This window comes from Pedobacter sp. GW460-11-11-14-TSB4 (assembly GCF_059423705.1).
Map to the genome: position 1 here is coordinate 134,712 of NZ_JBWKYI010000011.1, position 25,338 is coordinate 160,049.

General features: G+C 40.1%; 20 protein-coding genes. 5 read left to right on the top strand and 15 right to left on the bottom strand.

Annotation, left to right across the window (positions count from 1 at the left end):
• Positions 1–72: 72 nt before the first annotated feature.
• Complete coding sequence (locus tag AC07YT_RS13280; RefSeq protein ID WP_086548571.1) at positions 73–984, top strand: AEC family transporter; 912 nt, start codon at positions 73–75, stop codon at positions 982–984.
• Positions 985–1,321: 337 nt separating this feature from the next.
• Here the strand turns inward: AC07YT_RS13280 and AC07YT_RS13285 are convergent, their stop codons facing one another.
• Together AC07YT_RS13285 and AC07YT_RS13290 are read right to left on the bottom strand one after the other, a co-directional pair.
• Positions 1,322–2,515, bottom strand: coding sequence for a C1 family peptidase (locus AC07YT_RS13285; protein ID WP_086548572.1), 1,194 nt, complete (start codon positions 2,513–2,515; stop codon positions 1,322–1,324).
• Positions 2,516–2,626: 111 nt separating this feature from the next.
• Positions 2,627–4,054 (bottom strand): L-serine ammonia-lyase, encoded by a 1,428-nt coding sequence (locus tag AC07YT_RS13290; protein WP_086548573.1) that lies wholly within the window; start codon positions 4,052–4,054, stop codon positions 2,627–2,629.
• Positions 4,055–4,163: 109 nt separating this feature from the next.
• Between AC07YT_RS13290 and AC07YT_RS13295 the strand changes: the two genes are divergently transcribed.
• Entirely contained in the window at positions 4,164–4,655 is a 492-nt protein-coding gene (locus AC07YT_RS13295; RefSeq protein WP_086548574.1) for an RDD family protein, read from the top strand.
• Here the strand turns inward: AC07YT_RS13295 and AC07YT_RS13300 are convergent.
• The 12 genes from AC07YT_RS13300 to AC07YT_RS13355 form a co-directional block, all read right to left on the bottom strand.
• Positions 4,636–5,295 (bottom strand): MgtC/SapB family protein, encoded by a 660-nt coding sequence (locus AC07YT_RS13300; protein WP_086548575.1) that lies wholly within the window; start codon positions 5,293–5,295, stop codon positions 4,636–4,638. The two genes, AC07YT_RS13295 and AC07YT_RS13300, sit on opposite strands and share 20 nt — an antisense overlap.
• Positions 5,296–5,318: 23 nt before the next feature.
• Complete coding sequence (locus AC07YT_RS13305) at positions 5,319–6,341, bottom strand: PorP/SprF family type IX secretion system membrane protein (RefSeq protein WP_086548576.1); 1,023 nt, start codon at positions 6,339–6,341, stop codon at positions 5,319–5,321.
• Positions 6,338–12,292: a DUF8696 domain-containing protein gene (locus AC07YT_RS13310; RefSeq protein ID WP_086548577.1), complete on the bottom strand. Its 5,955-nt coding sequence runs from the start codon at positions 12,290–12,292 to the stop codon at positions 6,338–6,340. The genes AC07YT_RS13305 and AC07YT_RS13310 overlap by 4 nt, the downstream gene beginning before the upstream one ends.
• A 296-nt stretch (positions 12,293–12,588) precedes the next feature.
• Positions 12,589–14,223, bottom strand: coding sequence for a chaperonin GroEL (groL, locus tag AC07YT_RS13315; protein ID WP_057933220.1), 1,635 nt, complete (start codon positions 14,221–14,223; stop codon positions 12,589–12,591).
• A gap of 101 nt (positions 14,224–14,324) precedes the next feature.
• On the bottom strand, positions 14,325–14,615 hold the full coding sequence (locus tag AC07YT_RS13320) for a co-chaperone GroES (RefSeq protein WP_010599229.1): 291 nt from the start codon (positions 14,613–14,615) through the stop codon (positions 14,325–14,327).
• Between the two features lie 338 nt (positions 14,616–14,953).
• Positions 14,954–15,715, bottom strand: coding sequence for a TIGR03915 family putative DNA repair protein (locus AC07YT_RS13325; protein ID WP_086549475.1), 762 nt, complete (start codon positions 15,713–15,715; stop codon positions 14,954–14,956).
• Positions 15,716–15,835: 120 nt separating this feature from the next.
• Entirely contained in the window at positions 15,836–17,092 is a 1,257-nt protein-coding gene (locus tag AC07YT_RS13330; protein WP_086548578.1) for a putative DNA modification/repair radical SAM protein, read from the bottom strand.
• Between the two features lie 90 nt (positions 17,093–17,182).
• Positions 17,183–17,545: a hypothetical protein gene (locus AC07YT_RS13335; protein ID WP_086548579.1), complete on the bottom strand. Its 363-nt coding sequence runs from the start codon at positions 17,543–17,545 to the stop codon at positions 17,183–17,185.
• 247 nt (positions 17,546–17,792) lie between these two features.
• Positions 17,793–18,437, bottom strand: a complete 645-nt coding sequence (locus AC07YT_RS13340; protein WP_086548581.1) for an HD domain-containing protein — start codon at positions 18,435–18,437, stop codon at positions 17,793–17,795.
• Positions 18,438–18,510: 73 nt separating this feature from the next.
• Positions 18,511–18,792 carry a helix-turn-helix domain-containing protein gene (locus AC07YT_RS13345; protein WP_086548582.1) on the bottom strand — a complete coding sequence of 94 codons (282 nt, stop codon included), beginning with the start codon at positions 18,790–18,792 and terminating at the stop codon, positions 18,511–18,513.
• Positions 18,793–19,113: 321 nt separating this feature from the next.
• A complete protein-coding gene (locus AC07YT_RS13350) occupies positions 19,114–19,617 on the bottom strand; it encodes a hypothetical protein (RefSeq protein WP_276900016.1) in 504 nt (167 codons plus the stop codon).
• A 58-nt stretch (positions 19,618–19,675) separates the two neighbouring features.
• Complete coding sequence (locus AC07YT_RS13355; protein WP_086549476.1) at positions 19,676–20,854, bottom strand: THUMP domain-containing class I SAM-dependent RNA methyltransferase; 1,179 nt, start codon at positions 20,852–20,854, stop codon at positions 19,676–19,678.
• A 71-nt stretch (positions 20,855–20,925) separates the two neighbouring features.
• On the opposite strand from AC07YT_RS13355, the gene AC07YT_RS13360 reads away from it, so the two are divergent.
• The 3 genes from AC07YT_RS13360 to AC07YT_RS13370 all read left to right on the top strand — a co-directional run bounded on the left by AC07YT_RS13360 (position 20,926) and on the right by AC07YT_RS13370 (position 24,246).
• Positions 20,926–21,291, top strand: coding sequence for a DUF3127 domain-containing protein (locus tag AC07YT_RS13360; protein ID WP_057933226.1), 366 nt, complete (start codon positions 20,926–20,928; stop codon positions 21,289–21,291).
• 203 nt (positions 21,292–21,494) lie between these two features.
• Complete coding sequence (locus AC07YT_RS13365) at positions 21,495–23,315, top strand: sensor histidine kinase (RefSeq protein ID WP_086548583.1); 1,821 nt, start codon at positions 21,495–21,497, stop codon at positions 23,313–23,315.
• Positions 23,316–23,550: 235 nt separating this feature from the next.
• Positions 23,551–24,246, top strand: a complete 696-nt coding sequence (locus tag AC07YT_RS13370; protein WP_086548584.1) for a response regulator transcription factor — start codon at positions 23,551–23,553, stop codon at positions 24,244–24,246.
• 136 nt (positions 24,247–24,382) lie between these two features.
• Here AC07YT_RS13370 and AC07YT_RS13375 read toward each other — a convergent pair whose 3' ends face one another.
• Complete coding sequence (locus tag AC07YT_RS13375) at positions 24,383–25,231, bottom strand: menaquinone biosynthesis family protein (RefSeq protein WP_086548585.1); 849 nt, start codon at positions 25,229–25,231, stop codon at positions 24,383–24,385.
• Positions 25,232–25,338 lie beyond the last annotated feature (107 nt).

Sequence of the window (25,338 nt, forward strand, 5' to 3'; positions counted from 1 at the left end):
TGATTTTTGCTTTGTGATGTTTAACGAACATTTATCGAGTTCAAGTTTTTAGATTAATTCCGAGCTATTCAAATGGCAAACTTCATTCTTATCGGTTTATGCATTGTGGCGGGGATTCTTTTCAGAAAAAGTAAATCGCTTCCCAAAGATGCACACAAAGGCATTAACGCTTGGATTATCTACATTGCGCTGCCAGCAGTTTCGTTTAAATATCTGCCACATATTACCTGGACTAAAGACCTATTGTTTCCAGCACTGGCACCAATTTGTATCTGGCTATTTGGCTGGTTGTTTATCACGCTTTATAGCCGCATCCAGAATATGAGTAAAGCCACTTCAGGCGGCTTAAAACTAACCAGTTCTTTAAGTAATACTTCATTTGTAGGTTTCCCGTTAATTGTGGCCTATTTTAGTGAAAAAGAACTGGCTGTAGCCATAATCTGCGATCAGGTTACCTTTACGCTTTTGTCTACCATTGGCATTATTGTAGCCATCCGCTCATCACAGCATCAAAAGTTAAGCCCGAAACTGGTGCTGAAAAAAGTATTAACCTTTCCGCCGCTTATTGGTTGCGTTTTGGCGCTAAGCCTCCCACATTTTATTAATCTTTCTTCACTTGATCCGTTATTCGAGAAACTGGCTGGTACGGTTGGGCCGCTGGCGCTGTTTTCAATCGGTTTACAGCTAAAATTTGGCGGTTGGTTCAGTGAACTAAAACACATCAGTTTTGCTTTATTATACAAACTGATATTAGCGCCACTGGTTGTTTTGCTTCTGGCACTTGTTTTAGGTATGAATGGCATGATAACCAAAATAACCATTTTCGAAATGGCTATGCCAACGCTATTAACTGCAGGTGTGGTAGCCGATCAGTATAATCTTAACCCTAAGCTTTCTAATCTGGTTGTTGGGATCGGGATTTTATTGTCTTTTATGACCACGGGTTTATGGTGGCTGGTATTGACCTACTCGGGTTTAGTTTAATTTATCCCGTTTTTAACCACAAAGTACGCGAGCGCAGAGGAAGTCTTATGCGCTTAGTTTGATTAACATTTACCCCCCGTGATCAATTTTAACACAATTTCTTACCACGATCGTCATGCTGAACTCGTTTCAGTATCTTTCTTGCTAGGATAGGCCCTGAAATAAATTACCTTCGGTGAGCTCGCTTAAAGCTCGGGTTACTGCGTAGCTTTCCGCTGCGCTACAGGTCAGGGTGACGACCATTAGGTCTTGCGAAAACCTTCGTGTTCTTTGCGGTTAAACCCAACAAAAAAGCCGCAAAATTTCTTCTGCGGCTTCCTGAATAATTTAGGTTTAATTACAACGCTAATTTTTTAGAAATTGCAGCTGGAATCCCTGCTTTGTTTAATAATATTGCGGTTGTTTTATATTTTACATAGTTTTTCGTTACGTATAAATATCCTTTATAATCGTTGCTTGCTCCCCAGGAGTTTTTAACGATATAATATTCTTTACCGGTTTGATCTTTGGCTAAACCCACAATGTGCATCCCATGATCATCAGTAGTTTGATAGTTGTCGAAAGCAAGCTGACGGTTCTCCTGGGTAATTTCCATCTCTGGCTGCGGGCCGTTAAACATATCTGCTTTTTGTTTAGCTGTCATATCAGCGAAAGGTGTTTGCGGAACAAAAGCCACACCGTTTTTCCAGCTGAAGTTTTTTTCGCTTACATCTGTAGCCCAGGCAACAGTATAACCACCTTTTAAAGCGTTATCAATAATGTCGGTTAACTCATTCACTTTAACATTATAAACCTGATCAAAAGACCAGTTATCAGGCACTAACAAAGTAAATTTACTATAGAAAGGATGATCATTAAACGATGAAAGTTCTACATAGTTGTCGGCATTTAAACCTACCACTTCCTGAGCAAAAGTTTTTGGTGTGTATTTTTTGCCATTGTAGGTAAAGTTTTCGGGTACAGCGCCTAAATAAGCGTCAATTACACCGGTATAAGCTTTTAACCAGTTTGGCGTTAACTCGCCATTTGCATTCTTTACAACAGCTTCTAAAACACCTTTTTCGATATCGCCAAGTTCTGCAGTTTTATTAATTTTAGTGCCGTAATTTAATCCGGTGTATACTTCCTGTGGAACCGCACCATATTTTCTGTACATGTTGATTACATCGTGCAAAGCACCACCATCGCCTAATGAAACTGCACCATGCATACGCACGTAATTTTTACCTTTTTCTACATAAGCATTGCGGGCCGAAAAAAGTTGAGATAAGGTTACGGGTTGTTTCCCCGCTTTAATCATTTCTGATTCTAAAAATGAGTTGGTAGAATAACTCCAGCAAGTACCTGAAGAACCCTGGTTTTGAACTGGTGTATTGGCCAGGTTAATCACTTCGGTGAACTTAAAAGAAGCAGCACTGTTTTCGCTTTGGTTGTTTTTTAAAGAATTAACGAGATTGTCTTGAGCATAAGTCGCGGATATAGATAACGACAAAGCCAAACCAATCACACTGATTTTTGTGTAGTTGATCATTTTTTTATGAATAATTAATAATTCAGCGAATGTAAAAATACTTGTTCATTTGACACCAGAAAGTTTGTAATAAATCGATAACATTTATCATTTTATTGCAACAATGTTGAATTAACATTCTGGCAAACTGATTGGAATATTGGTTGCCAAGCCTCCATCAGATGTTTCTTTGTATTTGGCATTCATATCGAGGGCGGTTTCCCACATGGTATTTACCACTGCATCTAAGCTTACTTTTGCCTTATCGGGATTGCTTTGCAGGGCGAGCTGACTAGCGGTGATGGCTTTAATGGCGCCCATGGTGTTTCTTTCGATACAAGGGATCTGTACCAGGCCTCCAATCGGATCGCAGGTGAGGCCCAGGTGATGTTCCATGGCAATTTCTGCTGCCATTAAAACCTGCCTTTGCGAACCGCCCAAACACTCTGTCAGCGCTGCCGCAGCCATGGCTGAGGAAACGCCAATTTCGGCCTGACAGCCGCCCATAGCAGCTGAAATTGTTGCTCCTTTTTTGAAAATACTGCCTATTTCTGAAGCGCAGGCAATAAACTGCATGATTTTTTCTTCGCTGTAACCATCGCAAAAGGTAATAAAATATTGTAGTACGGCTGGAATTACTCCCGCAGCACCATTGGTAGGGGCGGTTACCACGCGACCAAATGATGCATTTTCTTCGTTAACGGCTAGTGCAAAACAGCTTACCCAGTCTAAAGTATAATTAAAACCATTTCCACCTTTTCTAATGGCTTCTACCCAGCTATTGTAATCTGAATATTCACTTTTGCCAATTAATCGTTTATTTAGCGGAAATGCCCTTCGCGCCACATTTAACCCGCCGGGTAAAAAACCTGTGGTATGACATCCGCGATAAATACAATCGCTCATTACCGCAAAATGTTGTAAGATGCCTTTTTTGGTCTCCGCTTCAGTACGCCAGGCCAATTCATTTTCCATTACGATTTCGCTCACCTTTAAGCCGGTAGATAAACACCAGTGTAAAAGGTCTTTTGCTTTTTCTACAGGAAAAGGAAGGTCTACCTGTGGTTTTTTACTGTTGTCTTCTCCTTCTTTAACCACAAAACCACCACCAATAGAGTAGTAGGTTTCTGAAAATGCTTTTCCGCCCTTTAAAAATGCCTGAAAAGTAACCGCATTTGGGTGGAAGGGCAAACTTTCGGCAAAAAGAAAAAGTAGGTCATTATCGTAATCAAAATCAATGATTAAATGACCAGCAAGATTTAATTTCTGATCTCTTTGGATGCTTTCGAAAGTAGGTGTAACGGCATCCACATCAAAAGTTACCGGATCGGCACCTGTTAAACCGAGTAGGATAGCGACATCAGTTCCGTGGCCTTTACCTGTTTTGGCAAGTGAACCATAAAGCAATATTTTTATCCCTTCAATTTCATCAATCAAATGGTTTTGAGCAAGCGAAGCTGTAAACTGTTGTGCAGCCCGCCATGGACCTAAGGTATGTGAGCTGGATGGGCCTATGCCTATTTTAAAAATATCGAAAACTGAAATCTGTTCCTTGATCATTATGAATATAGTTATACAAAGCTATGATTGTTTTATGATTTTGGATGAATTAATTTTGGCCGAAGATGAAAATATTTTACCTTAGAAATATCTGATATCAACGCTCATAATGAATTTCAATAAGTATTACCAAACCATTAATTTGGATGACTGCCGTGCAACTACAGTCAAGAGATTTGCCAATTACCTTATCGATTTAGTTGTTTGCTATATCATCGCCTTTGGTGTTGCCATCACGCTAAGGTTTATCAGTCCAGAACTTTTAAATGGTTTTGATGAATTATCAATCCGCTTGATTTTCCTGTTGATTTATGGCCTTGTGATGTTTATGACGGAGGCCATGTTTAATGGAAGATCATTAGGAAAATTAATTACAGGAACAAGGGCAGTAGATGCAAATGGTAATGACATCACTCTTCAAAAGGCATTTATACGGAATATAGTAAGGGCCATCCCTTTCATCGCCTTTAGTGCATTGGGCCGCCCTTGTGCACCATGGCACGACAACTGGTCAAACACGATTGTGATTGAAGAGAAAAAAGTAGCACTACAGCAACAGAAAGTAGATTTGTTTGCTACGGTTAAAAATCAAACTCTATAATATCATCATCTTTAAGCATCCGCTCCACAAATTTCTGATGGTTTTGCGGGGTACCTGTAGCTGTCCAGTTTCCGGTGATGATATTATCCACCAGTTGGTGTTTCCCACGTTGGGGTTTAAGTTTGCTTTCGCGGAAAACCTCCTCATAGCTTTCTAAATTGCCGTGTGTATGCTGTTTTTTAACGATACGGTAAACCCTTTTGGTAAAACGACGGTCGCCAATTTCTTCTAAAAAGGGAAAAATAATCAGCGCCAGTAAAACCACAATGGTAACGCCTATTGCCTGTTCGTAATAACCTGAGCCTACAGCCATTCCGATGGCGGCAACAATCCAGATAATGCAGGCAGTGGTAAGCCCTTTAACGCGGTTTTCTTCTTTAAAAATTACCCCGGCACCTAAAAAACCTATTCCGGTAACAATGTTCGAGGCAATACGATCCTGACTGGTTGGTCCGATTTTGATGGACAGGATGGTAAACAGGGTAGCACCCAAACCAATCATCATCATGGTTTTAAGTCCGGCAGATTTACTTCTGTACTCGCGTTCGGCACCAATGATGCCACAAAGTAGGGTAGCCAATAAAAATTTATTGATTTCACTCTGTGTAATGAAATGGTTTTGGTCTATGATTTCGTTCATCGCCTTGAATTATCACAGGCAAATTAATAAAAATCATAACATCTTAGGCCATTTGCCCGGCCACCATTTGAACTATTTGGAAAATATTTTTCGTAACCCACACCAATTTCGGATGTTCCGCCGGTATTGGTGTAGTTGATTTTAGATGTTGTGGCATCATGACTGATGCCTAACCTGAATTTCTCGCCGTTTGTTCTGCGGTTAAATATATCGAAGATTACAGAAAATACAATGGCATCATTCCCGTTCGAATTGCCATCATTTCGGTACCATATGCCTGCATTTATTCCGGCGTATTTATACTGTGTGCCGACGCTGAATGATTTTACATTGCCCTGTTTGTAGGCAACAATGGAAGGGATCAGGTAACTTCCATCCCGATCATACTGGTCAGGGATCAGGGTGAGTTTATAACTTAAATTCCCCGATATGCGCATCGGTAATTTCGCCTGGAAACCGGAGAGCGATTCGTCAGGACGGTTAAGGTGATGGACAGCAAGCCCCATCATAAATTTTTTATAAACGAGATTGGCTCCTGTATTGGCGTCAAAATAAAAACGGCTATCAACGCTTGGCCGCTCGGCGCCAGAAATACTGCCCGGAATATAACCGGTATTGATATCGATCTGATCGCCAAAAACAAGTTTATCCCAGTTTAATTTCTGATTGGTGATGCCACCCTGTAATCCAAAGGAGAGTGCAAAATCATCACCCCCGATAATATAAGCATAACTCAGCGCGATGTTATTCTTTACCAGGTAGGCCGTACCCTCGCTGCTGCGGTTAAAAATTAAACCGATACCACTGTTAAACTGGTGAAGGTTTAAATCACCAGAAGCACTCATGTAGGAAAAATCGCTGGCTAAACCCGTCCATTGGTTTCGGTATAAGGCATTAAACCTAATGTCGCCCTCAAACTGACCTGTTAAAGCCGGATTTAAATAAACAGGGGCATTGTAAAACTGCGAATAAATGTGATCCTGCGCTGAAACGATTAAAGGCAGCACTAACACAAACCAAAATAATATTATCCCTCTCCTCATCATCTTATTAAATATATTACACCCGTTTTCCTTGGAGGAGATGAATCGTAAGTCATTCCTTTCCAATCGCTGCCATTAATAAATTTTATATCTACTTTCCAGTAATAAACACCTTGTGGTTGTTCCTGTCCTTTATAAGTACCGTCCCAGCCCTCCAGCGGTGCGCCATCGTCGAGTTTGGTGGTTTCCCAAAGTAATTGCCCCCATTTGTTAAAAACAGACATCTGCCATTCTTTAATGCCACGGCCTTTTGCTTTAAAAACTTTGATTTCGTTCTTCGCACTTGCAGGCATAAATGAATTGGGGATGTTTAAGTAGCCCGGTACGCCGATAATCCTTACTGATTGGAAAGTGCTCGAAGAACAACCTTCTTTGTTCAGCACTTTTAGCGTTACATTATAAGTGCCTTCGTTGGCATAGGTGTGGTTTGGGTTTTGTAGGGTTGATCCCGATCCATCACTAAAAGTCCATTCCCAGCTTACGGCATTGGTACTGATATCTTTAAAGGCAAATGAATAGTTGGGAATGGATAATTCATTCCCGGGGCTAACGGTGAATGTGGCCACTGGTGGCGCAACAATGTGGATAAAATCGGTTTTTGTTGTAGGGTTAGAACAACCCAATGCATTGATTGCTGTTAAGGTTACAGTATAACTTACATCTGATCCGGTGTAAGTATGCTGTGGCTCAAACTCAGTTGAGGTTGGAGAACCATCGCCAAAATCCCATAGATAGCCTACTGCACCAACACTGGTGTTTTTAAACTTAACTGCTAGATTGCTGCAGCCAGAGGTTTTATCTGCAGTAAAGCCTACTGTTGGCTGAGCTAAGATGGTAACAGTTTCTGTCGTGAAACTATGTGAACAGTCGTTTTCCGCGTCTAACCTGATGGTATATTTTCCAGGTTTGGTAAAGGTGTACGGATAAACACCTGTAGAGCTGGAGAATGCGGTATTGATTTCACCGGTATCTTCATTGGTAAAAGTGTAAAGAAATCTGCTCGCTCCACTGGTATTGTTTACAAAATTAACAAGGAAAGGGGCGCAGCCTTTTTTCTCATTTCCATTTACCACCAGTTCTGCAATAACATTGTTTGGTGAAACTACAATAGTGCTATTAGAAGTGCTTATTCCGCAAGCATTTTTTGCAGTCATCGTTACTATAAAATCCTTAACGATAAGCGTTTTAAAGGTATGGCTTACCGTTCTTCTATCTGGATAGGGTTCTGGGGTAGTGCCATCACCAAAATCGTAGGTATAGGTTGTGCCCACACTTTCTGGAGAAGTATTGCTAAAGTTTACAAGCAGATTAGAACATCCTGTTGTTTTATCGGGCGAAAACATAGAAACAGGTTCTGCATGCACGATAACTTTTGCGTTTTTTATAATTGGAGGACCACATGGTGTGGTGGTTTCTAGGGTAACTTCATAAACAATGTCTTTTCCGGTTGGGTCTGCCAAAAAAGTTTGAGCTGGTGGTTGGGCTAAAGTTGATGTTTGTCCATTGCCAAAAATCCATTTAAATGCTGCGCCGGTAAGTGGGGTCGTGGTATTTGTAAAAGTAACATTAAGTGGGCCGCAACCTTCAGATATACTTGGAGTAAAAGAAGGCGTAACTACGGGAAGCGTGCTAAATACCTCACTTTTTTCATCCGTATTACAGCCCAAACTACTTGTAACAATCAGTTTTATGGTTACGCTTTCATTTCCATTCATGATGGTATAACCCGGAAATGTTGGTCCTACGCCGATCTGTACATTGTTGGCAAACCAGGTATAAATACTGTTCCTATCGGGATATAAAGTTGCGGCAATATTGTTTGCATCTAGAATAAAAGGGGCACAGCCAACATTTTTATTATAGGTAATTTCTGCCTTAGCATGTGGATTAACTGTTATCTTAACCTGGTTGCTTAAGTTGTTGCTGCAAGCTCCGCTGCTTAACGATCGGCGGTAATAAATGCTTACAGTTGGTGTCGGAGGCGTAAAGTTTACACCATTTGCCCCCAGCACATCGCTCCAGGCTGTTCCGTTTAAGCTCGATTGCCATTGATACACATAAGTTCCGCTGCCACCACTTGGCGTAGTACCGGTTAAAGCTGCTGCCGATGTACCAATACAGATGTTTTGATCGGCTGTAATAACATTGTTCGTTAAGCCTGGTAAAACAATAACCTGTAGCGAATTACTGATTGAAGTGCAGATGGTGCTGTTTACCAGTCTTCTGAAATAAGTTGAGGAGTTTACGATTAGGGTTAAATCCTTATTAATGGCCGAAGGAACATTGCTCCAGGTATTTCCATCCGCACTGCTCTGCCATTGATAGGCAAAAGTTCCGGTTCCGCCTGTTGGGGTATCGCCGGTAATGTTGATGCTTTGTCCGGCACAAACCGGCGCTGTTGATGCGGTAATATTATTGGTAACAGGCGAATAATAGGTGACGGTTACATCATCTACAGATGGTGGACAGCCATTGAAGCCAGAAATGGTCCACCGGAAAGTGTAAGTTTGTCCTGGTACCAGACCAGTAACCGTGGTGTTGTAAAGCGTAGGATCGGTGATGGTAATGCCGGTTTGTGCTGAAGTTAAAGTCCACGCACCACTGTTCGGCGAAGGATTATTGCCATTTAAAGTAATACCGTTTCCACTGCAAAGGTTTTGATCTGCCCCTGCATTGGCCGCAACAGTGCCCGGATTTACCGTGATGGTGGTTACGGTTGATAGGGCCTCTGCACAACTACCACTTTGAATTACCGCACGGTACAGGGTGGTTATGGTAAGGTTTGAAAATACATATGGATTTGCTGTAGAGGTAAGGGTAGACCAGTTTGTACCGTTATCGATAGATCTTTCCCAACGGATAATATTTCCAACCTGCCCGCTTAAACTGATGTTTCCGCCATTTGCACCTGCACATACACTCACATCGCCTGTGGTTGTGCCGCCAACACTGAGCGGGTTAACCGTGATCCTGACATCATCACCCGAAGTAGCGCAGTTGGTGTCGCTTATGGTCCACCTTAAAGTATAGCTATTCCCCGCCTGCAGACCAGTGATTGTTGTATTGCCCTGCGTATCATCAGCAAAAGTTATGGCCGTAGGTGCTGTAACGATTGTCCATTTGCCTGTGCCAACTACTGGTATATTTCCTTTTAAGGTGTAAGCGCTTGCGTTACAAATGGCTTCATCCGGCCCGGCATTTGGCAGTGTTGCACCTGGCAAAACCGTAATGGTAATGCTGCCTGGTGTGCCAGGGCAGCCATTTGTAGAGACAGGTGTAATGGTATAAGTTACCGTACCTGCAGTGGTGCCTGTATTGGTTAAGATATCGTTAATTTGTGTTCCTGCAGATGGGATTGCTCTATTGCTGTTTCCGGTTATTGCTCCGGTGATCGCACTGGTATAAGTATAATTTACACCCGTTAGGTTTGCTGTTAAGGTAATGGCCGATGAAGTGGCATTACAGATGCTTGCATTGGCGGCAGTAGGTGTTACAATAGGATTGGGTTTAATGGTCACCACCAAATTAAAGGGCGTTCCATCGCAGCCATCGAAATGAGGAGTGATGATATAAGTTACGTTTGCGTCGGCACTTGGATCGGTATTGCTAAGGATATCGTTAATGGCTCCGCTTCCGCTGGCAGTATAGCCAGTTGCTGACGCGGTTCCGGTAGCGGTCCAGGTGTAGGTTACACCCGCGACCGCAGAAGCAGGTGTATAGGCAACATTATTACCCGTACAGATGGTTTTAGCTGCTGCGCTCGTTAAACTGATATTGGGTTTTATTTTAAGAATAATATCGTCGTCAATCTGGTTGCAGGGTGCCGCCAGTGCGGTGGTAACCCTTAATCGTAAGGTCACCGTACCCGCTGCTTTTTCAGCTGCGGTTGGCGTGTAAGTCGCATTCAAATCGTTTCTGCTGGGGGTAAAGGTTCCCAGTCCGCCAATCCAGGCTTGTGTGGCAGTAGCGCCGGTTATGGTTCCGCTAAGCGTAAAGCCCGGGTCGTTAAAACAAATGTTTTGATCAGGTCCAGCGCTAATCACCGGTGCAGTACTGAAGGTTAGGATTTGGGTATCGCTTGCGGTACCGCAATTGTTTTTGTGCACAACCGTTACGGTATAGGTATCATAACTATCAAACTTGATGGATGGATATTTAGAATTGGCGGTTGTACCTCCGGTAAAACTATAAGTTCCTGTGCCTGATGGAACAACTGTCCAGGTATAACTGTCTGGTAAATCTTTTGTAGTGCCGGTAATTAATGTTTTGGTTGGCCCTGTTGTGGTATTGTTAAAATCGTAAGTGGCCAGGTTACACAACGTAATATCGGGCGATAGTGTAGCTACGGGATTCGCATTAACCACAACAGTTTGTGGTAAGCTGGTAATTACTCCACACGACGGCGTACTGATGCTTAAAGTGATGGTATAGGTGCCCGGACTGGTAAAATTGAACTCCGGTTCTTTGCTTGCTGCATTTGTACCACCTGTAAAAGCCACAGCAGGTGTAACTGACCATGAATAGTTATTGGCTGCATTGCAGATATTATCTAAAACAGAAAGATCGGTCGCTTTTAATGTTGTTCCGGCACAAATGGTTGTTGAAGGTAAACTAAAATCGGGTTTGGGCGGATCCTGGATACAGATTTTCATTTCTACGGGATCGGCATCACACTCGCCTGTAATGTTTTTAGATTCTAGGCGGATAGTATATTCTCCATGGCTTGGAAACTTGTATACAAAATTGTATGATTTTGGTTTATCAACTTCTTTAATCACCCCATCAACATACCAGTTATAGGTTACGTTATTGGGTGTACAGGCTGCGGTATTGGTGTTCGGATTTTCGCCCAGAATAGAGGTGTTCACAAAGGTGATGTTGGCATTTGTACACCCGGGGGTATTAAAGGCAAACGAATTTATCGGTTTTACCACCACTTTAGCCGAAGAAGAAACAGGCGTGCCCATGGTGGTACAGAATGCATTCGATACATTAATAGATACATCAAAAGCGTTGTAGATTGTGCCCGCACTGGAGGTGGAAACACTTCCGCAAGAGGATCGGGTATAAGCATGTGTAACCTTACCGCCATCGGCAATAATCTCACAAAGGGTGTAGGTGGATGTCGTTTGATCTCCCCAGGTAATCGTATAAATGTCTCCGGGGAAGTTATTTTGAATACCTGCGCTCGAACTTACATCTACACTAAATGTTAAGGCGCCCAGTGGCAAACAAACCACGGTATTGCCCGAATTGGCAAAAGCGGTTATTGCTTTATTGTTGATGAGCAGATAAGCCTTGGTTGCTACAGACCCATCGGGCATTACGGCTTTGGTATAAATGGTATAATGTGTCTGCTGGGCCGTAAAAGGCTGTATGGCTGTAGGGAAATTGATTAAAGTTGGGCTCCCTCCATTTACCTCATCGGTTATGCTAGCGGTAACCGTGCTGTTTGCTGTAGAAGCATTTGTAAGGAAAAAAGCATTATTGGCTTTGCTGGTGCAGGTACCAAAAGTTTCGTCGTTTGCGGGGTTTAATAACGTTGAGGTTAATTTTGCTTCTACTGCAGGTCCGGCCTTTATTTCAAACGCCGTAGAGGCAGTGCTTGTGAAGGCCGGAGCAGTTGATTTTATCCTGACCTTGTAACCTGTGCCGGGTGTAAGGCTTGCAGGAAGTTTACCGTTTATATAAGTCGTATAAAAACCCGTGTAGTTGCCTATGAGTGTTTCGGCGCCAAAATTTCCGTTCTGATCGGATAAATAGAGCTGAAATTGATTTCCTTGAGCCGCACAGCCTGCGCTAATGCTAAAAGGAACTGCAATGGTACTGCCCGGGGTAAAAGGCCCTGCATCTACTGAGCCTATGGTAATTTGGGCGAAAACATTTGACGTGAACAAAAATGCCCCAAAAAACAGGACAAAAGAAAGCCATTTCCTCGTACAACGAATCTTCATAAATCTCTAACACTAGGGAATGATTTTATTGCGTTCTGGAAGCTTTGTTTGTTCAACTTTGCTTAATCCAATACCAGAAATGAGTATTCGGCCTAAGACGCGTCAATAAATATTCGTTACAAAGAACGTAATTTTTGCATTACAGTGCCAAATTTTTACACCAACTTTAACTAAATGAGTAGGTTACAGCGCTGATAAAGCTTCGTTTTTGCTATAACAAAGCATAAAAAAACCCTCAAGGCATTATACCTTGAGGGTGTATTTTTACACGAAATCGTTTCGTTATAGAATGGTTATTACATCATACCACCCATACCGCCGCCGCCCATTGGAGGCATTGGAGCACCACCTTCTTCAGGTTCGTCTGCTAAAACAACTTCTGTAGTTAATAACATCGCTGCAATAGAAGCTGCATTTTCTAATGCTACACGACTTACTTTAGTTGGGTCGATAACACCGGCACCAATTAAGTTTTCGTAAACATCAGTACGTGCATTGTAACCGAAATCGGCTTTACCTTCTTTAACTTTTTGAACTACGATAGAACCTTCAATACCTGCGTTTTCGCAAATTTGACGTAATGGCTCTTCGATAGCGCGACGGATGATCTGGATACCTGTATTTTCATCTTCGTTAGCACCTTTTAGGTTAGCTAAGGCTTCAACCGCACGGATAAAAGCAACACCACCACCAGCAACAATACCTTCTTCTACAGCCGCACGGGTTGCATGTAAAGCATCATCAACACGGTCTTTTTTCTCTTTCATTTCAACCTCACTAGCTGCACCTACGTAAAGAACCGCAACACCGCCAGCTAATTTAGCTAAACGCTCTTGTAATTTTTCTTTATCGTAATCAGATGTAGTTGTTTCGATCTGAGATTTAATTTGGCTAACACGAGATTTAATATCATCTGAGTTACCAGCACCGTTAATTACAGTTGTATTGTCTTTATCAACAACAACTTTCTCAGCAGAACCTAAGTAAGTTAAATCAGCATTTTCTAATTTGTAACCTCTTTCTTCTGATACTACAATACCACCAGTTAAGATCGCGATGTCTTCCAACATGGCTTTTCTTCTGTCGCCAAAACCTGGTGCTTTAACCGCAACAACTTTTAACGAACCGCGGATTTTGTTTACTACCAATGTTGCTAAAGCTTCGCCATCTAAATCCTCAGAAATGATTACCAATGGTTTGCCTGTTTGAACAGTTTTTTCTAGAACCGGTAACAATTCTTTCATGTTACTGATTTTTTTGTCGTAGATTAAAATGTAAGGATTTTCTAATTCAGCTTCCATTTTATCTGCATTGGTTACAAAATATGGAGATAAATAACCTCTGTCAAATTGCATACCTTCTACTGTTTTAACTTCAGTTTCGGTACCTTTTGCTTCTTCAACCGTAATTACACCATCTTTACCAACTTTGCTCATGGCCTCAGCAATTAACGAACCGATCACCTCGTCGTTATTAGCCGAAATAGACGCTACTTGTTTAATTTTATTGTTATCATCACCAACCGCTTGCGATTGAGATTTTAAGTTTTCTACAACAGCAGCAACCGCTTTATCAATACCACGTTTTAAATCCATTGGGTTTGCACCAGCAGCAACGTTTTTAATACCTGTAGTAATAATCGCCTGCGCCAATACAGTAGCCGTAGTTGTACCATCACCAGCAATATCAGCTGTTTTTGAAGCTACTTCTTTAACCATTTGAGCACCCATGTTCTCTACTGCATCTTTCAATTCGATTTCTTTTGCAACCGTAACACCATCTTTTGTGATTGCCGGTGAACCGAATTTTTTATCGATAATTACATTACGGCCTTTTGGACCTAAGGTTACTTTTACTGCATTTGCAAGAATATCAACACCTCTTTTCAGGGCGTCGCGTGCTTCTACGTTATATTTTACTTGTTTTGACATTTTAAGAATATTTTAAAGTTTTAATGTTGGAAGGTTGAAATATTTCAATCCTCCGATTTATGTTAACATTACAACGTTTTAACATTGCAACATTTTAATTTTTACCCAACAACCGCGTAAATATCAGTTTCGCGCATAATTAAGTAATCTTTACCTTCATAAGGGAATTCGGTACCACCGTATTTACCATAAATTACAACATCGCCAACTTTTACACTTGCTTTTTTACCTTCAGCATCTTCTTCAGAAACAGAAACTACAGTTCCTTTAGATGGTTTTTCTTTTGCAGTATCAGGGATATACAAACCTGATGCAGTTTTTTCTTCTGCCGCAGCCGGTTCAACTATTACTCTGTTCGAACTGCCAGCAATTGGTTTAAGGTTTAACGCCATAACTTTTATTATTTTTTTATTTTGATTTGAGTTTTTTAACTAAGCTTACAATTAACACTTTTTATGCCAAGCGGTTTTGAGGGACAAATTTTCACCAAACTGTCAAACTTTTTACCCTAATTGAGAATGTGGGTGTCAGCATGGCAGTAAGTTTTAGTTTTTTGAGCCAGATTTATTATTGAATCACCGCTTGTCATTCGGGCAGAGTGATAAGAAGTCGAGAACCACGATTGCTCAGCGAAGCTAAATCTGCCTGGTTAGCGCGCTCCATTCTATCCGATAGCTATCGGGTCGGGATGAGGGCTGGGTGATTGAAATGAGTTTAGGTTTCGCCCATTTTATATCGCTTTCTCTGTTAAATATTTCCAGTACCTTTTGGGCACATGCTGTAAATGCAGTTTGGTGTTTTTTCGGGCGACAATATTCGCACTTTTAAAATAATCTTTCCAGAGCGTTGCGTATAAAACTTCGCTATCGTCCATTAAAACCGGTGCCGGGTTTTGTTTATTTACCCCATTGCTAAAGCTGATCGTAATTTCTTCCACCGCAGTTAAATTATAATGGAGGCCATATTTGCGTTTTAAATCATAAATTACCCATGGCTGATCGGCATAACGGTTTTTAAAATGGTTGGATATCAAGGGCAACACATTAAAATCAGGATCTATATTCGCATAAAATATCCCGTCGCCGGTTTTCTGAAAACGAATAAAGGCTTCCATCCTGTGTTTTTCCCTTTCTACACTTTTGGCATATTTAGCCAATGCAATTACATGCGGATTGCCATAATTACTTTCTGCACCCGGTTGATTTTGAAAAATGTATAGGGTAAACTGAAAGAGGTGGTTATAAGCCTCCGGAATTTCTGATAAATAACTGCAATAGTATTTGCGCTGCCAGTCTTTTTTGAGTTTCTTTTGTAGTCCAGCCCAAACCCGGTCAGCCTTTTCTGTATTGGTGATCACGGTAAAGCTTTCTACAAAGGCTTCGGGTTGAAAAATCGAGGTAGATTTTAGCATCACCTTTCCCGGCTTGCGTTCGAACCATTCGAAAACAGCAGTTAATAAACCCTGAAAAGTGCCATCAAAAATGTAAGTCATATTTATATTGACAGGTTTTATATCGGTCGTCATTCCCGTGCAAGCGGGAATCTTAAAGCTAGGGCATTAAGATTCCCAATCAAGTTGGGAATGACACGTCTCCTTAATCGGACAGTACTTTTAAAACAAAATCATCTGGTTACTATCTGTTTTTAAATATTTACTCTGGCTTTCTGCCAAAATAAAAGCTTTAATCTGAGTGCCCTGATAATCTTTTAACTGATAGGGGCTGTCTAGACAAATAATAAAGTGTTTGGCCCGGTTATAAGCCACGCCGATTTTTTTTAACTGATCAATCCTCAATTTCCCAAACTTACGGGCCTGTACAATTTTTTGAGCCGACATTACGCCAATACCTGGAATCCGGAGAATCATTTTATAATCGGCCGTATTAATATCAACAGGGAAATGATGCATATTGCGGATGGCCCAGCTTAATTTTGGATCGATATCTACATCAAGATTTGGATTGGCATCGTTTAAAATTTCCTGTACTTTAAATCCATAAAACCGCATTAGCCAATCGGTTTGGTACAACCTGTTTTCTCTTAACAATGGCGGCTGTGTGCCTAGGATAGGCATGCGGGTATCATTACTGATAGGCACATAACCGGAATAGTATACCCTTTTTAAAGCGAAATTTTTGTAAAATGCATTTGCGGTATACATAATATCCTTGTCACTTTCGGGAGTGGCACCAATTACCATTTGGGTGCTTTGCCCTGCAGGAACAAATTTAGGTACATGCCTGATTAACTTTTTATCTGCCGAAAACTGTGTAATTTGTTGCTGAACAAAGGCTAAAGGTTTAATAACGTCTTCATGATTTTTTTCCGGGGCCAAAAGTTTTAAACCTGCTTCAGTTGGCATTTCTAAATTAATGCTCATCCGGTCGGCGTATAAGCCGGCTTCCTTAATCAATTCGTCGCTGGCGCCCGGAATGGTTTTTAAATGGATATAGCCATTATAGTTCTGCTCTAATCGAAGTTTTTTAACCACTAATAATAACCGCTCCATGGTAAAATCGGCATTTTTGAAAATCCCTGAGCTTAAAAACAAACCTTCAATATAATTGCGGCGATAAAAATTCATGGTCAGTTCTACCACTTCATCTACGGTAAAGGCTGCGCGTTTTACATCGTTACTTTTCCGCGAAACGCAGAATAAACAATCGTATATACAATGGTTGGTTAAAAGGATTTTTAACAGCGAAACACATCGGCCGTCTTCAGTGTAAGTATGGCAAATGCCCGATGTGTGGCTGTCGCCAAGTCCTTTATTGGTGTTTTTTCTCGTGCCGCCGCTTGATGAACAAGAAACATCATATTTAGCGGCGTCAGCAAGAATATTTAATTTTTCACGAATTCGATCAGACATAGGAATGTATTTACTAACAAAGATAGTTTAATAACTAAAAATATTAGCAAATAGATTTGTTTAACCTATTCTATTTTGGAATAATAGTAACTAAAAACTGTTTGAGGGATTAAGCTTTCTGCTTATTGGCAGTTGATGCGCAATATTATAGCTTTCCTGATAGTATTGCAGTTCAGAAAAGAAGCGATCTGCTTCGATTTCATGGTTTTTAAGCGGACTAAAATTGGTTACGAAATCGGGGTTTTTAAATGCAATTTGATAAAAATAGCCTCCATTGTGGTTATCGAACATTTCGGTTACGCTGCTTACGTTTTCCCAGCCAGAAAAAAACTCGGTCCTGCGGTATAAAAATGAAGTGCTTTTTAACTTAAAGCTGATACCTTTTTCGCTGATTAAAATTTTACTATGGACAAAAATCTGTGTTTTGGTTATCCATAATAATAGGAGTGCCATTAAAATAATCGATAGGGAAACAAATATCAAAGTAGAAGTTTCTGAAAGCGATGAGGGTAAACTAAAAAGACAATACAACATTAAGGAAATGAAGAACACAGGAATGCCAACCATCGCGATTAACAAAACACTGTTTTTGTGGTATTTTAGCTTGTAGGGATGCATGAGAATTAATTTTTATAAAGTTAAGTCCTAATGCACCGTTCTGGAATACTTACTATTCGGTATTTTATCGCTAATTGTTTAATTATTTACCATCCCATTCTTTGTAAAAGTGCTCCAGGTACAGCAGCATAAAATTGTGTCTCTCTGTGGCAATTGCTTTCCCTGCATCCGTATTCATCATGTCTTTCAACAGCAGCAGTTTTTCATAAAAATGGTTAATGGTAGGAGCGGTGGTATTTTTATAACTTTCTTTGGTGAGGTGTTCTTCCGGTAAGATAGCCGGATCGTAGAGTACCCTGTTTTTAAATCCACCATAAGTAAATGCCCTTGCAATGCCAATGGCTCCAATTGCATCTAAACGATCTGCATCCTGAACAATCTGCATTTCTTTGGACGTAAAACTTGCGCCATCAAAACTATTTTTGAACGACATGTTCTGGATAATCAGTTTAACATGGGCAATCACTTCAGCATCAACCGCAATCGAGGCTAAAAAGGATGCAGCCATATTTGGCCCCAATTCTTCATCGCCGTTGTTAAATTTAGGATCAGCAATATCATGCAACAATGCGGCAAAGGCTACCACCAGTTCATCACCATTTTCTTGTTGATTAATGGTTTGAGCGGTTTTGAAAACACGTTCAATATGGAACCAATCGTGCCCTGCCTCGGCGTCAGCTAATGTTTTCTTAACAAAATCGATCGTTTTTTGAATGGTAGCCTGCATAATCCTAAATTTATTCCAAAGGTATTGGAATTATTTGCAGGGTAAAAGAAATGATATCAACAGTGCCTGCGTATTAGCTCGCCGCCTTTGCCCTGTTCTCATCATCAGCAATAATTTTGATTAAATCATTGTGGTTAAGGGTTAATAAATGAGATACTTCTACCTCTAAAATTGCTGCAATTTGAAACAAACGGTCGATGGTTAATTTACTATAACCGAGCTCAATTTTGCTGTATGCATTTTGAGATATTTTCAATTTCGCCGCCAGATAATCCTGAGTATAGTCTCTGTATTCTCTAATTTTTCTGATATTCCCGGCAACATTCTTTGTCTTTAAAGCCAATACATCTTCCATAAAAAGGGGATAAATTTTTTAATGTTTATTCATTATATACGAAACTTTCACCTCAACAGATTTTAAAAGTATAAATTTTAGCACTATTAAGAATTACGCGAAACGGAGTAATGAACTAAATGTTACAACAAAAAAACAACCTAAATGTTTAAGGGTACTGTTTTTGACTGATAATCAGATGTTTGTGGCGGGTTGAATAGAGGCGATTAGAATAGGAAATGGAATGGATAACAGCATATGATGTGTTTAAGAACTTATAACACATGCAGTGCAAATCAACAAAAAGAAAGGAAGAGAAAATCCAGCGTTCGTTTTTAAGGGTTAATATAAGCCCCAGTCATCTTCAAACTCATCTTTTTCGAAATATTTAACCCATTCGATAAAGAGTAGACGAAATTTTTCAATTTCGTCTAAAACAATGTCTTTATATTCAGGGGTACAGATTTCGAACATGTCTGCTGCCCTTACCTGGGTTTCTAATTCACGGCAATTGGTTCGGATAATAGAGGCATTTTCCATTCTTAAAATATACATATCAGCACCTTCTGCCCCAACAATTTTAGGGCATAACATGAGGGCATTCTGCATAATTAAGTTAGCGGTCATTTCGGCCATTTCTCCCTCTAATGTTTCGCAGAACAGGGCAGCATATTTGTATACGGCTCTTGCCTGGTTGTAAAGGCTTTTAGCCCTGGTTACTTTCAGCCTAACCTTTTCCGCATCAACACTTGATAGATTTTCTTCATCCTCATCATCCCGGCCAAACCGGCTGAAATGCTCCCATTCGGGCATATGATCCATGTCATCAAATTCCATATTTTTCAAAATTTTTTACGTTATGGTACGTAAGAGAGCGTAATATATTAATTTTCAATGAAAAAGACTAGGCCTCAGTTAATGGGGCCCTGCGAGAGCCATCATATAATTCATACTCTAGTAAACGACAGTCTAATTTACCATTATAAAATTCAACTTTTTTAGCAGCTTTTAATCCAATTTTCTTTGCAAGATCAGGATTTCCAGTGAAAATATACCCAGAATAGCCCTTGCATTTCGTTTTCATAAAATCGCCCATGCGTTTATAAGTTAATTCTAACTTGCTATGCACGCCTAAACGCTCACCATACTCCGGGTTAAAAACAACCACACCTTTGCCATCTTCAGGAACTGGTGTTAATTCAAAATCACAAACTTCGAATTCGATTAAAGTATCAACCCCTGCAGTTTTAGCATTTCTCCGGGTTACTTCAACCGCATCTTCCGAAAGATCGGAAGCTACAATCTTAAGATCAACATTTTTAATTACCTGATCTTTTAAAATTCTGCGCTCGGCGAAAAAATCTTCTTCATTATAACCTAAGATATGCATAAAACCATAATTCATGCGGTATAAACCAGGTGCACGGTTGGTTGCAATCAGGGCTGCTTCGATGGCTAAGGTTCCAGAACCACACATGGGGTTAATAAATGGGGATTTTTTATCCCAATTGGTAGCTAAAATAACCCCGGCGGCCAAAGCCTCTAACATAGGTGCCTTTCCGGGAATTTTACGGTAACCATGTTTGGCAAGAGTTTCGCCGGAAGTATCCATAAAAACATCTGCATCTGCATCTTTCCAGTATAAATGTACTACCGTTTTATTCGCATCAGATCCAGAATTAGGGCGAATGCCTTTTTTCTCTTTCATGCGGTCAACTATGGCATCCTTTACTTTTAAGTTTGCAAAAAGTGGTGTCGTAATATTTGGGTTATCCACATTTGAGGTTACCGAGAAATAACCCGAAAAATCAATCAGTTCTTCCCACTCAATGGCTGCAATTTCTTTATATAAATCATCGGGTGTTATGGCCTTGAAACTTTTGATGGCATATAGAATCTGACTGGCACAGCGCAAGTTCAAATTTAGCTTTATACACTCTGTAAGGGTGATGTTGAGCTCAACGCCTGTAGCAAAAGACCGCTCGATGGTATAACCTAAAGCCGTAACTTCTTCTTGTAAATAAGGCGAAAGGCGCTTGTTGCAGGTAATAATTACCTTGCTTTTATTGTGGAAAACTTGCATCATAATATATGCGAAGTTATCAATAAAATTATAGAGATTTGATGTTTATAGTACATTAAGTAGTATTAGATATGGAAATTAAAGGAAAAGTACACGAAGTAGGTGCCACACAACAAGTAAGTGAAACGTTTAAAAAACGTGATTTAATAGTAGAATACGCAGAAAATCCAACATACCCAGAATATATCCGTTTTGAGGCTTTACAAGATAAAACTGCATTATTAGATACATTTAAAGCAGGCGATGAGGTTGAGGTTTTCTTTAATTTACGTGGTCGCCCCTGGACAGATAAAGCAGGTAAAACATCATATTTTAACAGTTTGGTTATTTGGCGTATAAATGCAGTGGCAGCAGGTGCTCCGGCAGCTACGCCAGCTTATGCAGCTCCGGTTGATGTAAGTAATGCACCAGGTGAAGATGATGATTTGCCTTTCTAAATAAAGAATCTTTTTTAAGCAAACAATTTTGAACCATGCCGAGGCTTTAGCCTCGGCATTTTTTTTTGCCCCTCCGCCAGTGCCTGCGCTGTTAAAATATGTTAAAAACAAACACTTCACTTCACTAATCAGTATTTTTGATATCTGTTTAGATTTAAGAAGATTATGCCCCGGTTTTTTTAATTTTAAAACCAATCTAGTTCATGAAGAAAAAGAGTTTTTGGTTAATTACTGTTTTAATGACGGTAGCTTTGCTTGGTGTTTTTGTAATGCAGTTGTATTACATCAGGGAATCGTATAAACTAAAATCTCAGCTTTTTGATGAACAGGTTAATCAAACGCTAACATCGGTAGTCAATAAAATACAACGTAGAAATGTTGCCGATCACTTAAACCGGAAAGATGCTGAAAATAAGCTGAAGCAATTACAAGACTCCAGGCAACGTGCGTTAGATATTAAAGATTTGCGCCAGCAATATGTACAAGAGACAGAACTAAGACAGGCGGAAAGGGAAAATCAGATTGAGAATTACTTAAACCAGCAAGATAGTATTATCCGTGTATCTTATCGGGCGCCGAATGTGATTTCTGAAATGGAATATACTTCGCTGACTTCGAAAAACGGCGATAAGCTGGATTTGCAGATGGATGCTTTCATTGATGTTAAAAGCCTTATTTTAAAAGGTTATAGCATGCGCACAAAACCTTTTGCTGCGCCACCAAAAGCATTCGAATTTAAAAGTTTACAAAGCTTGCCAGATACGTTAAGGTATTTAGTTTACGATCCTGGAAATGCTAAGCCACTTACAGTGAGCGTTCCAAAGATTTCTGACGATTTAGAGAAAAAATTTAAACGTGAAGATGAAATTGAGCGGAAAAAACTGGAACTTAAAATTGCAGCACTGGGTAAGGATACTTTTTCGTATACCCGATCGAGTGTGGTTGAGGATGTATCTAAAGAACTGCAGGAAACCAATGTGCCAATTTACAAACGCATTAATTTTAGCTCTTTAGGCCGTTTATTAAAACAAGAACTCCTGGCCAATAATATTTCACTGGAACCTGCTTATCGGATTTCGTTAGCCAGAAAAGATTCGACCATTTTCATGGCGGCTGCTAACGTTAAAGGTGAGTTTTTACCCGAGAATACCTATAAAACACCTTTATTTGGAAACGATATCTTTCGCGATCCCGGAATGCTTTTGGTCAGTTTCCCGGATAAAAATTCGGCAATTATTTCTAACCTCAGTGCAACACTCGCCTCATCAATCGGTCTGTTACTTGTACTTGTTTTCATTTTCTCTTATACGCTGTATGCTATATTAAAGCAGAAGAAACTGTCGGAAATGAAAACAGATTTCATCAATAACATGACGCACGAGTTTAAAACCCCGGTGGCTACTATTATGATTGCCAGTGAAGCTTTGAAAGATCCGGAAGTGACAGAGGATAAAGCCCGTTTAAAACGTTTGGCAGGGATTATTTATGATGAAAATGTTCGGCTGGGTAGTCATATCGAACGTGTTTTAAGCATTGCCCGTTTAGAAAAAGGTGAACTTAAAATGGAAAACGCCGAAGTAGATGTGAACGATTTGATTGTGATTGTGCTGGATAGCATGGAATTGCAACTGCAGAAAAGGAATGCCATTATCAATGTACATACCGACGCAGAGCATGCGGTTATTTATGGCGACGAGCTACACCTATCGAATGTAATTTATAACCTTATTGATAATGCCAATAAATACAGCAGCGGTACTCCGGAGATTACCATTACTACCCGCAATACCGGCAAGAATTTAATTATCGAAATAGCAGATAAAGGCATTGGTATGACCAAAGAGCATGCTAAGCGGATTTTTGATCAGTTTTATAGGGTGCCAACGGGTAATTTACATGATGTTAAAGGCTTTGGACTGGGTTTAAATTATGTTCAGGATATTATTAAAAAATTGAATGGAACAGTTAAGGTAAGTAGCGAAAAAGATAGAGGAACCACGTTCGAAATATCTTTACCTTTATAAAAGTGGAGTATTAATTTAATCTACAGTATAAATTAAACCGTTACGCATATTCAGAATCAAACCTTCAGCGTGGGTAATGCCATATTTGAATAAAAACGAGAAAATGAAACCATCATGATTTTTCAAATCACAAGCAGATGAATAACCGGCTCAAGCCTTCTTAAGCACCGTTAAAACAGCTGCATTGGTGAAAAATCCGATCGCTTCATCACAATTGAAAATAAATTATATACTAATGAAAAAAATACTTCTGGTAGAAGACGACCCCAATTTAGGTTTATTGTTACAAGACTATTTGCAGCTAAAAGGCAAATTTGATGTAGTATTATGCACCGATGGTGAGGATGGATTAAAAACGTTTAATAAGCAGAACTTCGATTTGTGTATTTTAGATGTGATGATGCCTAAAAAAGATGGTTTTACCCTGGGGAAGGATATCAGAAAGGTAAACACGCAGGTGCCCATTATTTTTGCAACGGCTAAAACCATGCTGGAAGATAAATCTGCTGCCTATGATTTAGGGGGTGATGACTATATTACCAAACCTTTTCGTATAGAAGAGCTTTTATTGCGCATTAATGCCATGTTTAAACGTGTGGCCAATAAGACAGATAACAATGATGAGGCTGCCGAAACGCAGTTTTCTATCGGTCAATATCATTTTGATTATACTACTCAGATTATTACCGATAACGATCACCAGCAAAAACTTTCTACCAAAGAAGCCGAGTTGTTGCGTTTATTGTGCTTGAAAAAGAATACCGTTTTAACCCGTGAAGAAGCACTGTTAAGCATCTGGCATGATGATAATTACTTTAACGGACGGAGTATGGATGTGTTTTTGAGTAAGTTGCGTAAATACCTTAGGGCTGATCCGGCAGTTGAAATTATTAACGTGCACGGAAAAGGCTATAAGTTGTTGGTGAGTTAATTAGATCAGTTCGCCATCCTGAACTTGTTTCAGGATCATCATGAAGCCGATTTATCGTCATTTCGACTGGAGTGCAACGGAATGGAGAAATCTTTTATGGATCTCTCCGCTACGGTCGAGATGACGGATCGATGAATTAGATATATAAATCCTCCTGAATAGCGGGGATGATATTCCTTTCCTGAGCCAGTTTAAATAAAGTATCAACCGCTTTACGGCCTTCTTCGCCAAGGTTTATACTGTATTTATTTACATATAATTCGATGTGTTTGTACATCACACTTTCTTCCATGGCCTGGGCATGCTGACGGATAAAATCGATGCCCGATTTTGGGTGTGCAAAGGCAAACTCTACCGACTGTCGGACCAGGCGGTTTACTTTTAACTGTACCTCGCGGTCTAGATTACGGTTGATTACGATTCCGCCTAATGGAATAGCACAGCCCGTTAGTTTTTCCCAATAATCGCCTAAATCAACAATCTTGGTTAAACCTTTATCCTGGTAAGTGAACCTGTTTTCGTGAATAATCAGTCCTAAATCAATCTGCTCATTAAGTAAAGCCGATTCAATTTCCGAAAAAACAAGTTCCTGCTTGTTTTGTAAGTGGGGATAAGCAATGCCCAGCAAGAAATTTGCAGTAGTATATTTCCCTGGTATGCCAACCCTCAGTTTGGAATTTGGTGTTTGCAGTTCAGTGTCTTTTTCTCCGTTAAAATGATTTTTGCTAATCAATAGCGGACCCACGCCGAATCCGAGGGCACTCCCGGCATCCAGTAAGGCATACTGGTTGGCAACATAGGCAAAGGCATGGAAACTTAACTTGGTGATGTCTAATTCGCCCCTAAGCGCCTTTTGATTTAAAGTTTCTACATCATCATAAGAAACCTCAAATTCTAATCCTTCCGTATCAATTTTATGGTGAATTAATGCGTCGAAAATGAATGTATCGTTAGGGCAGGGAGAAAATCCAAGTGTAAGTTTCATCTATTTATTTTTTTTCAGTTGTTAGATGGACCTTTGACAATTAAAATAATTATTTTAATGGTGTCGGGTTCATAGATCAAAATTAAGTACTGTGGTAAACTAATCAG

What these genes read in the sequence shown, in the direction of transcription:
- AC07YT_RS13340 (WP_086548581.1), bottom strand. Translation starts at nt 18,437, where the DNA reads ATGCAGGCTACCATTCAAAAAACGATCGATTTTGTTAAGAAAACATTA.
- AC07YT_RS13280 (WP_086548571.1), top strand. Translation starts at nt 73, where the DNA reads ATGGCAAACTTCATTCTTATCGGTTTATGCATTGTGGCGGGGATTCTT.
- AC07YT_RS13320 (WP_010599229.1), bottom strand. Translation starts at nt 14,615, where the DNA reads ATGGCGTTAAACCTTAAACCAATTGCTGGCAGTTCGAACAGAGTAATA.
- AC07YT_RS13370 (WP_086548584.1), top strand. Translation starts at nt 23,551, where the DNA reads ATGAAAAAAATACTTCTGGTAGAAGACGACCCCAATTTAGGTTTATTG.
- AC07YT_RS13300 (WP_086548575.1), bottom strand. Translation starts at nt 5,295, where the DNA reads ATGAACGAAATCATAGACCAAAACCATTTCATTACACAGAGTGAAATC.
- groL (WP_057933220.1), bottom strand. Translation starts at nt 14,223, where the DNA reads ATGTCAAAACAAGTAAAATATAACGTAGAAGCACGCGACGCCCTGAAA.
- AC07YT_RS13375 (WP_086548585.1), bottom strand. Translation starts at nt 25,231, where the DNA reads ATGAAACTTACACTTGGATTTTCTCCCTGCCCTAACGATACATTCATT.
- AC07YT_RS13365 (WP_086548583.1), top strand. Translation starts at nt 21,495, where the DNA reads ATGAAGAAAAAGAGTTTTTGGTTAATTACTGTTTTAATGACGGTAGCT.
- AC07YT_RS13360 (WP_057933226.1), top strand. Translation starts at nt 20,926, where the DNA reads ATGGAAATTAAAGGAAAAGTACACGAAGTAGGTGCCACACAACAAGTA.
- AC07YT_RS13305 (WP_086548576.1), bottom strand. Translation starts at nt 6,341, where the DNA reads ATGATGAGGAGAGGGATAATATTATTTTGGTTTGTGTTAGTGCTGCCT.
- AC07YT_RS13330 (WP_086548578.1), bottom strand. Translation starts at nt 17,092, where the DNA reads ATGTCTGATCGAATTCGTGAAAAATTAAATATTCTTGCTGACGCCGCT.
- AC07YT_RS13345 (WP_086548582.1), bottom strand. Translation starts at nt 18,792, where the DNA reads ATGGAAGATGTATTGGCTTTAAAGACAAAGAATGTTGCCGGGAATATC.
- AC07YT_RS13285 (WP_086548572.1), bottom strand. Translation starts at nt 2,515, where the DNA reads ATGATCAACTACACAAAAATCAGTGTGATTGGTTTGGCTTTGTCGTTA.
- AC07YT_RS13295 (WP_086548574.1), top strand. Translation starts at nt 4,164, where the DNA reads ATGAATTTCAATAAGTATTACCAAACCATTAATTTGGATGACTGCCGT.
- AC07YT_RS13355 (WP_086549476.1), bottom strand. Translation starts at nt 20,854, where the DNA reads ATGCAAGTTTTCCACAATAAAAGCAAGGTAATTATTACCTGCAACAAG.
- AC07YT_RS13335 (WP_086548579.1), bottom strand. Translation starts at nt 17,545, where the DNA reads ATGGCACTCCTATTATTATGGATAACCAAAACACAGATTTTTGTCCAT.
- AC07YT_RS13310 (WP_086548577.1), bottom strand. Translation starts at nt 12,292, where the DNA reads ATGAAGATTCGTTGTACGAGGAAATGGCTTTCTTTTGTCCTGTTTTTT.
- AC07YT_RS13290 (WP_086548573.1), bottom strand. Translation starts at nt 4,054, where the DNA reads ATGATCAAGGAACAGATTTCAGTTTTCGATATTTTTAAAATAGGCATA.
- AC07YT_RS13325 (WP_086549475.1), bottom strand. Translation starts at nt 15,715, where the DNA reads ATGACTTACATTTTTGATGGCACTTTTCAGGGTTTATTAACTGCTGTT.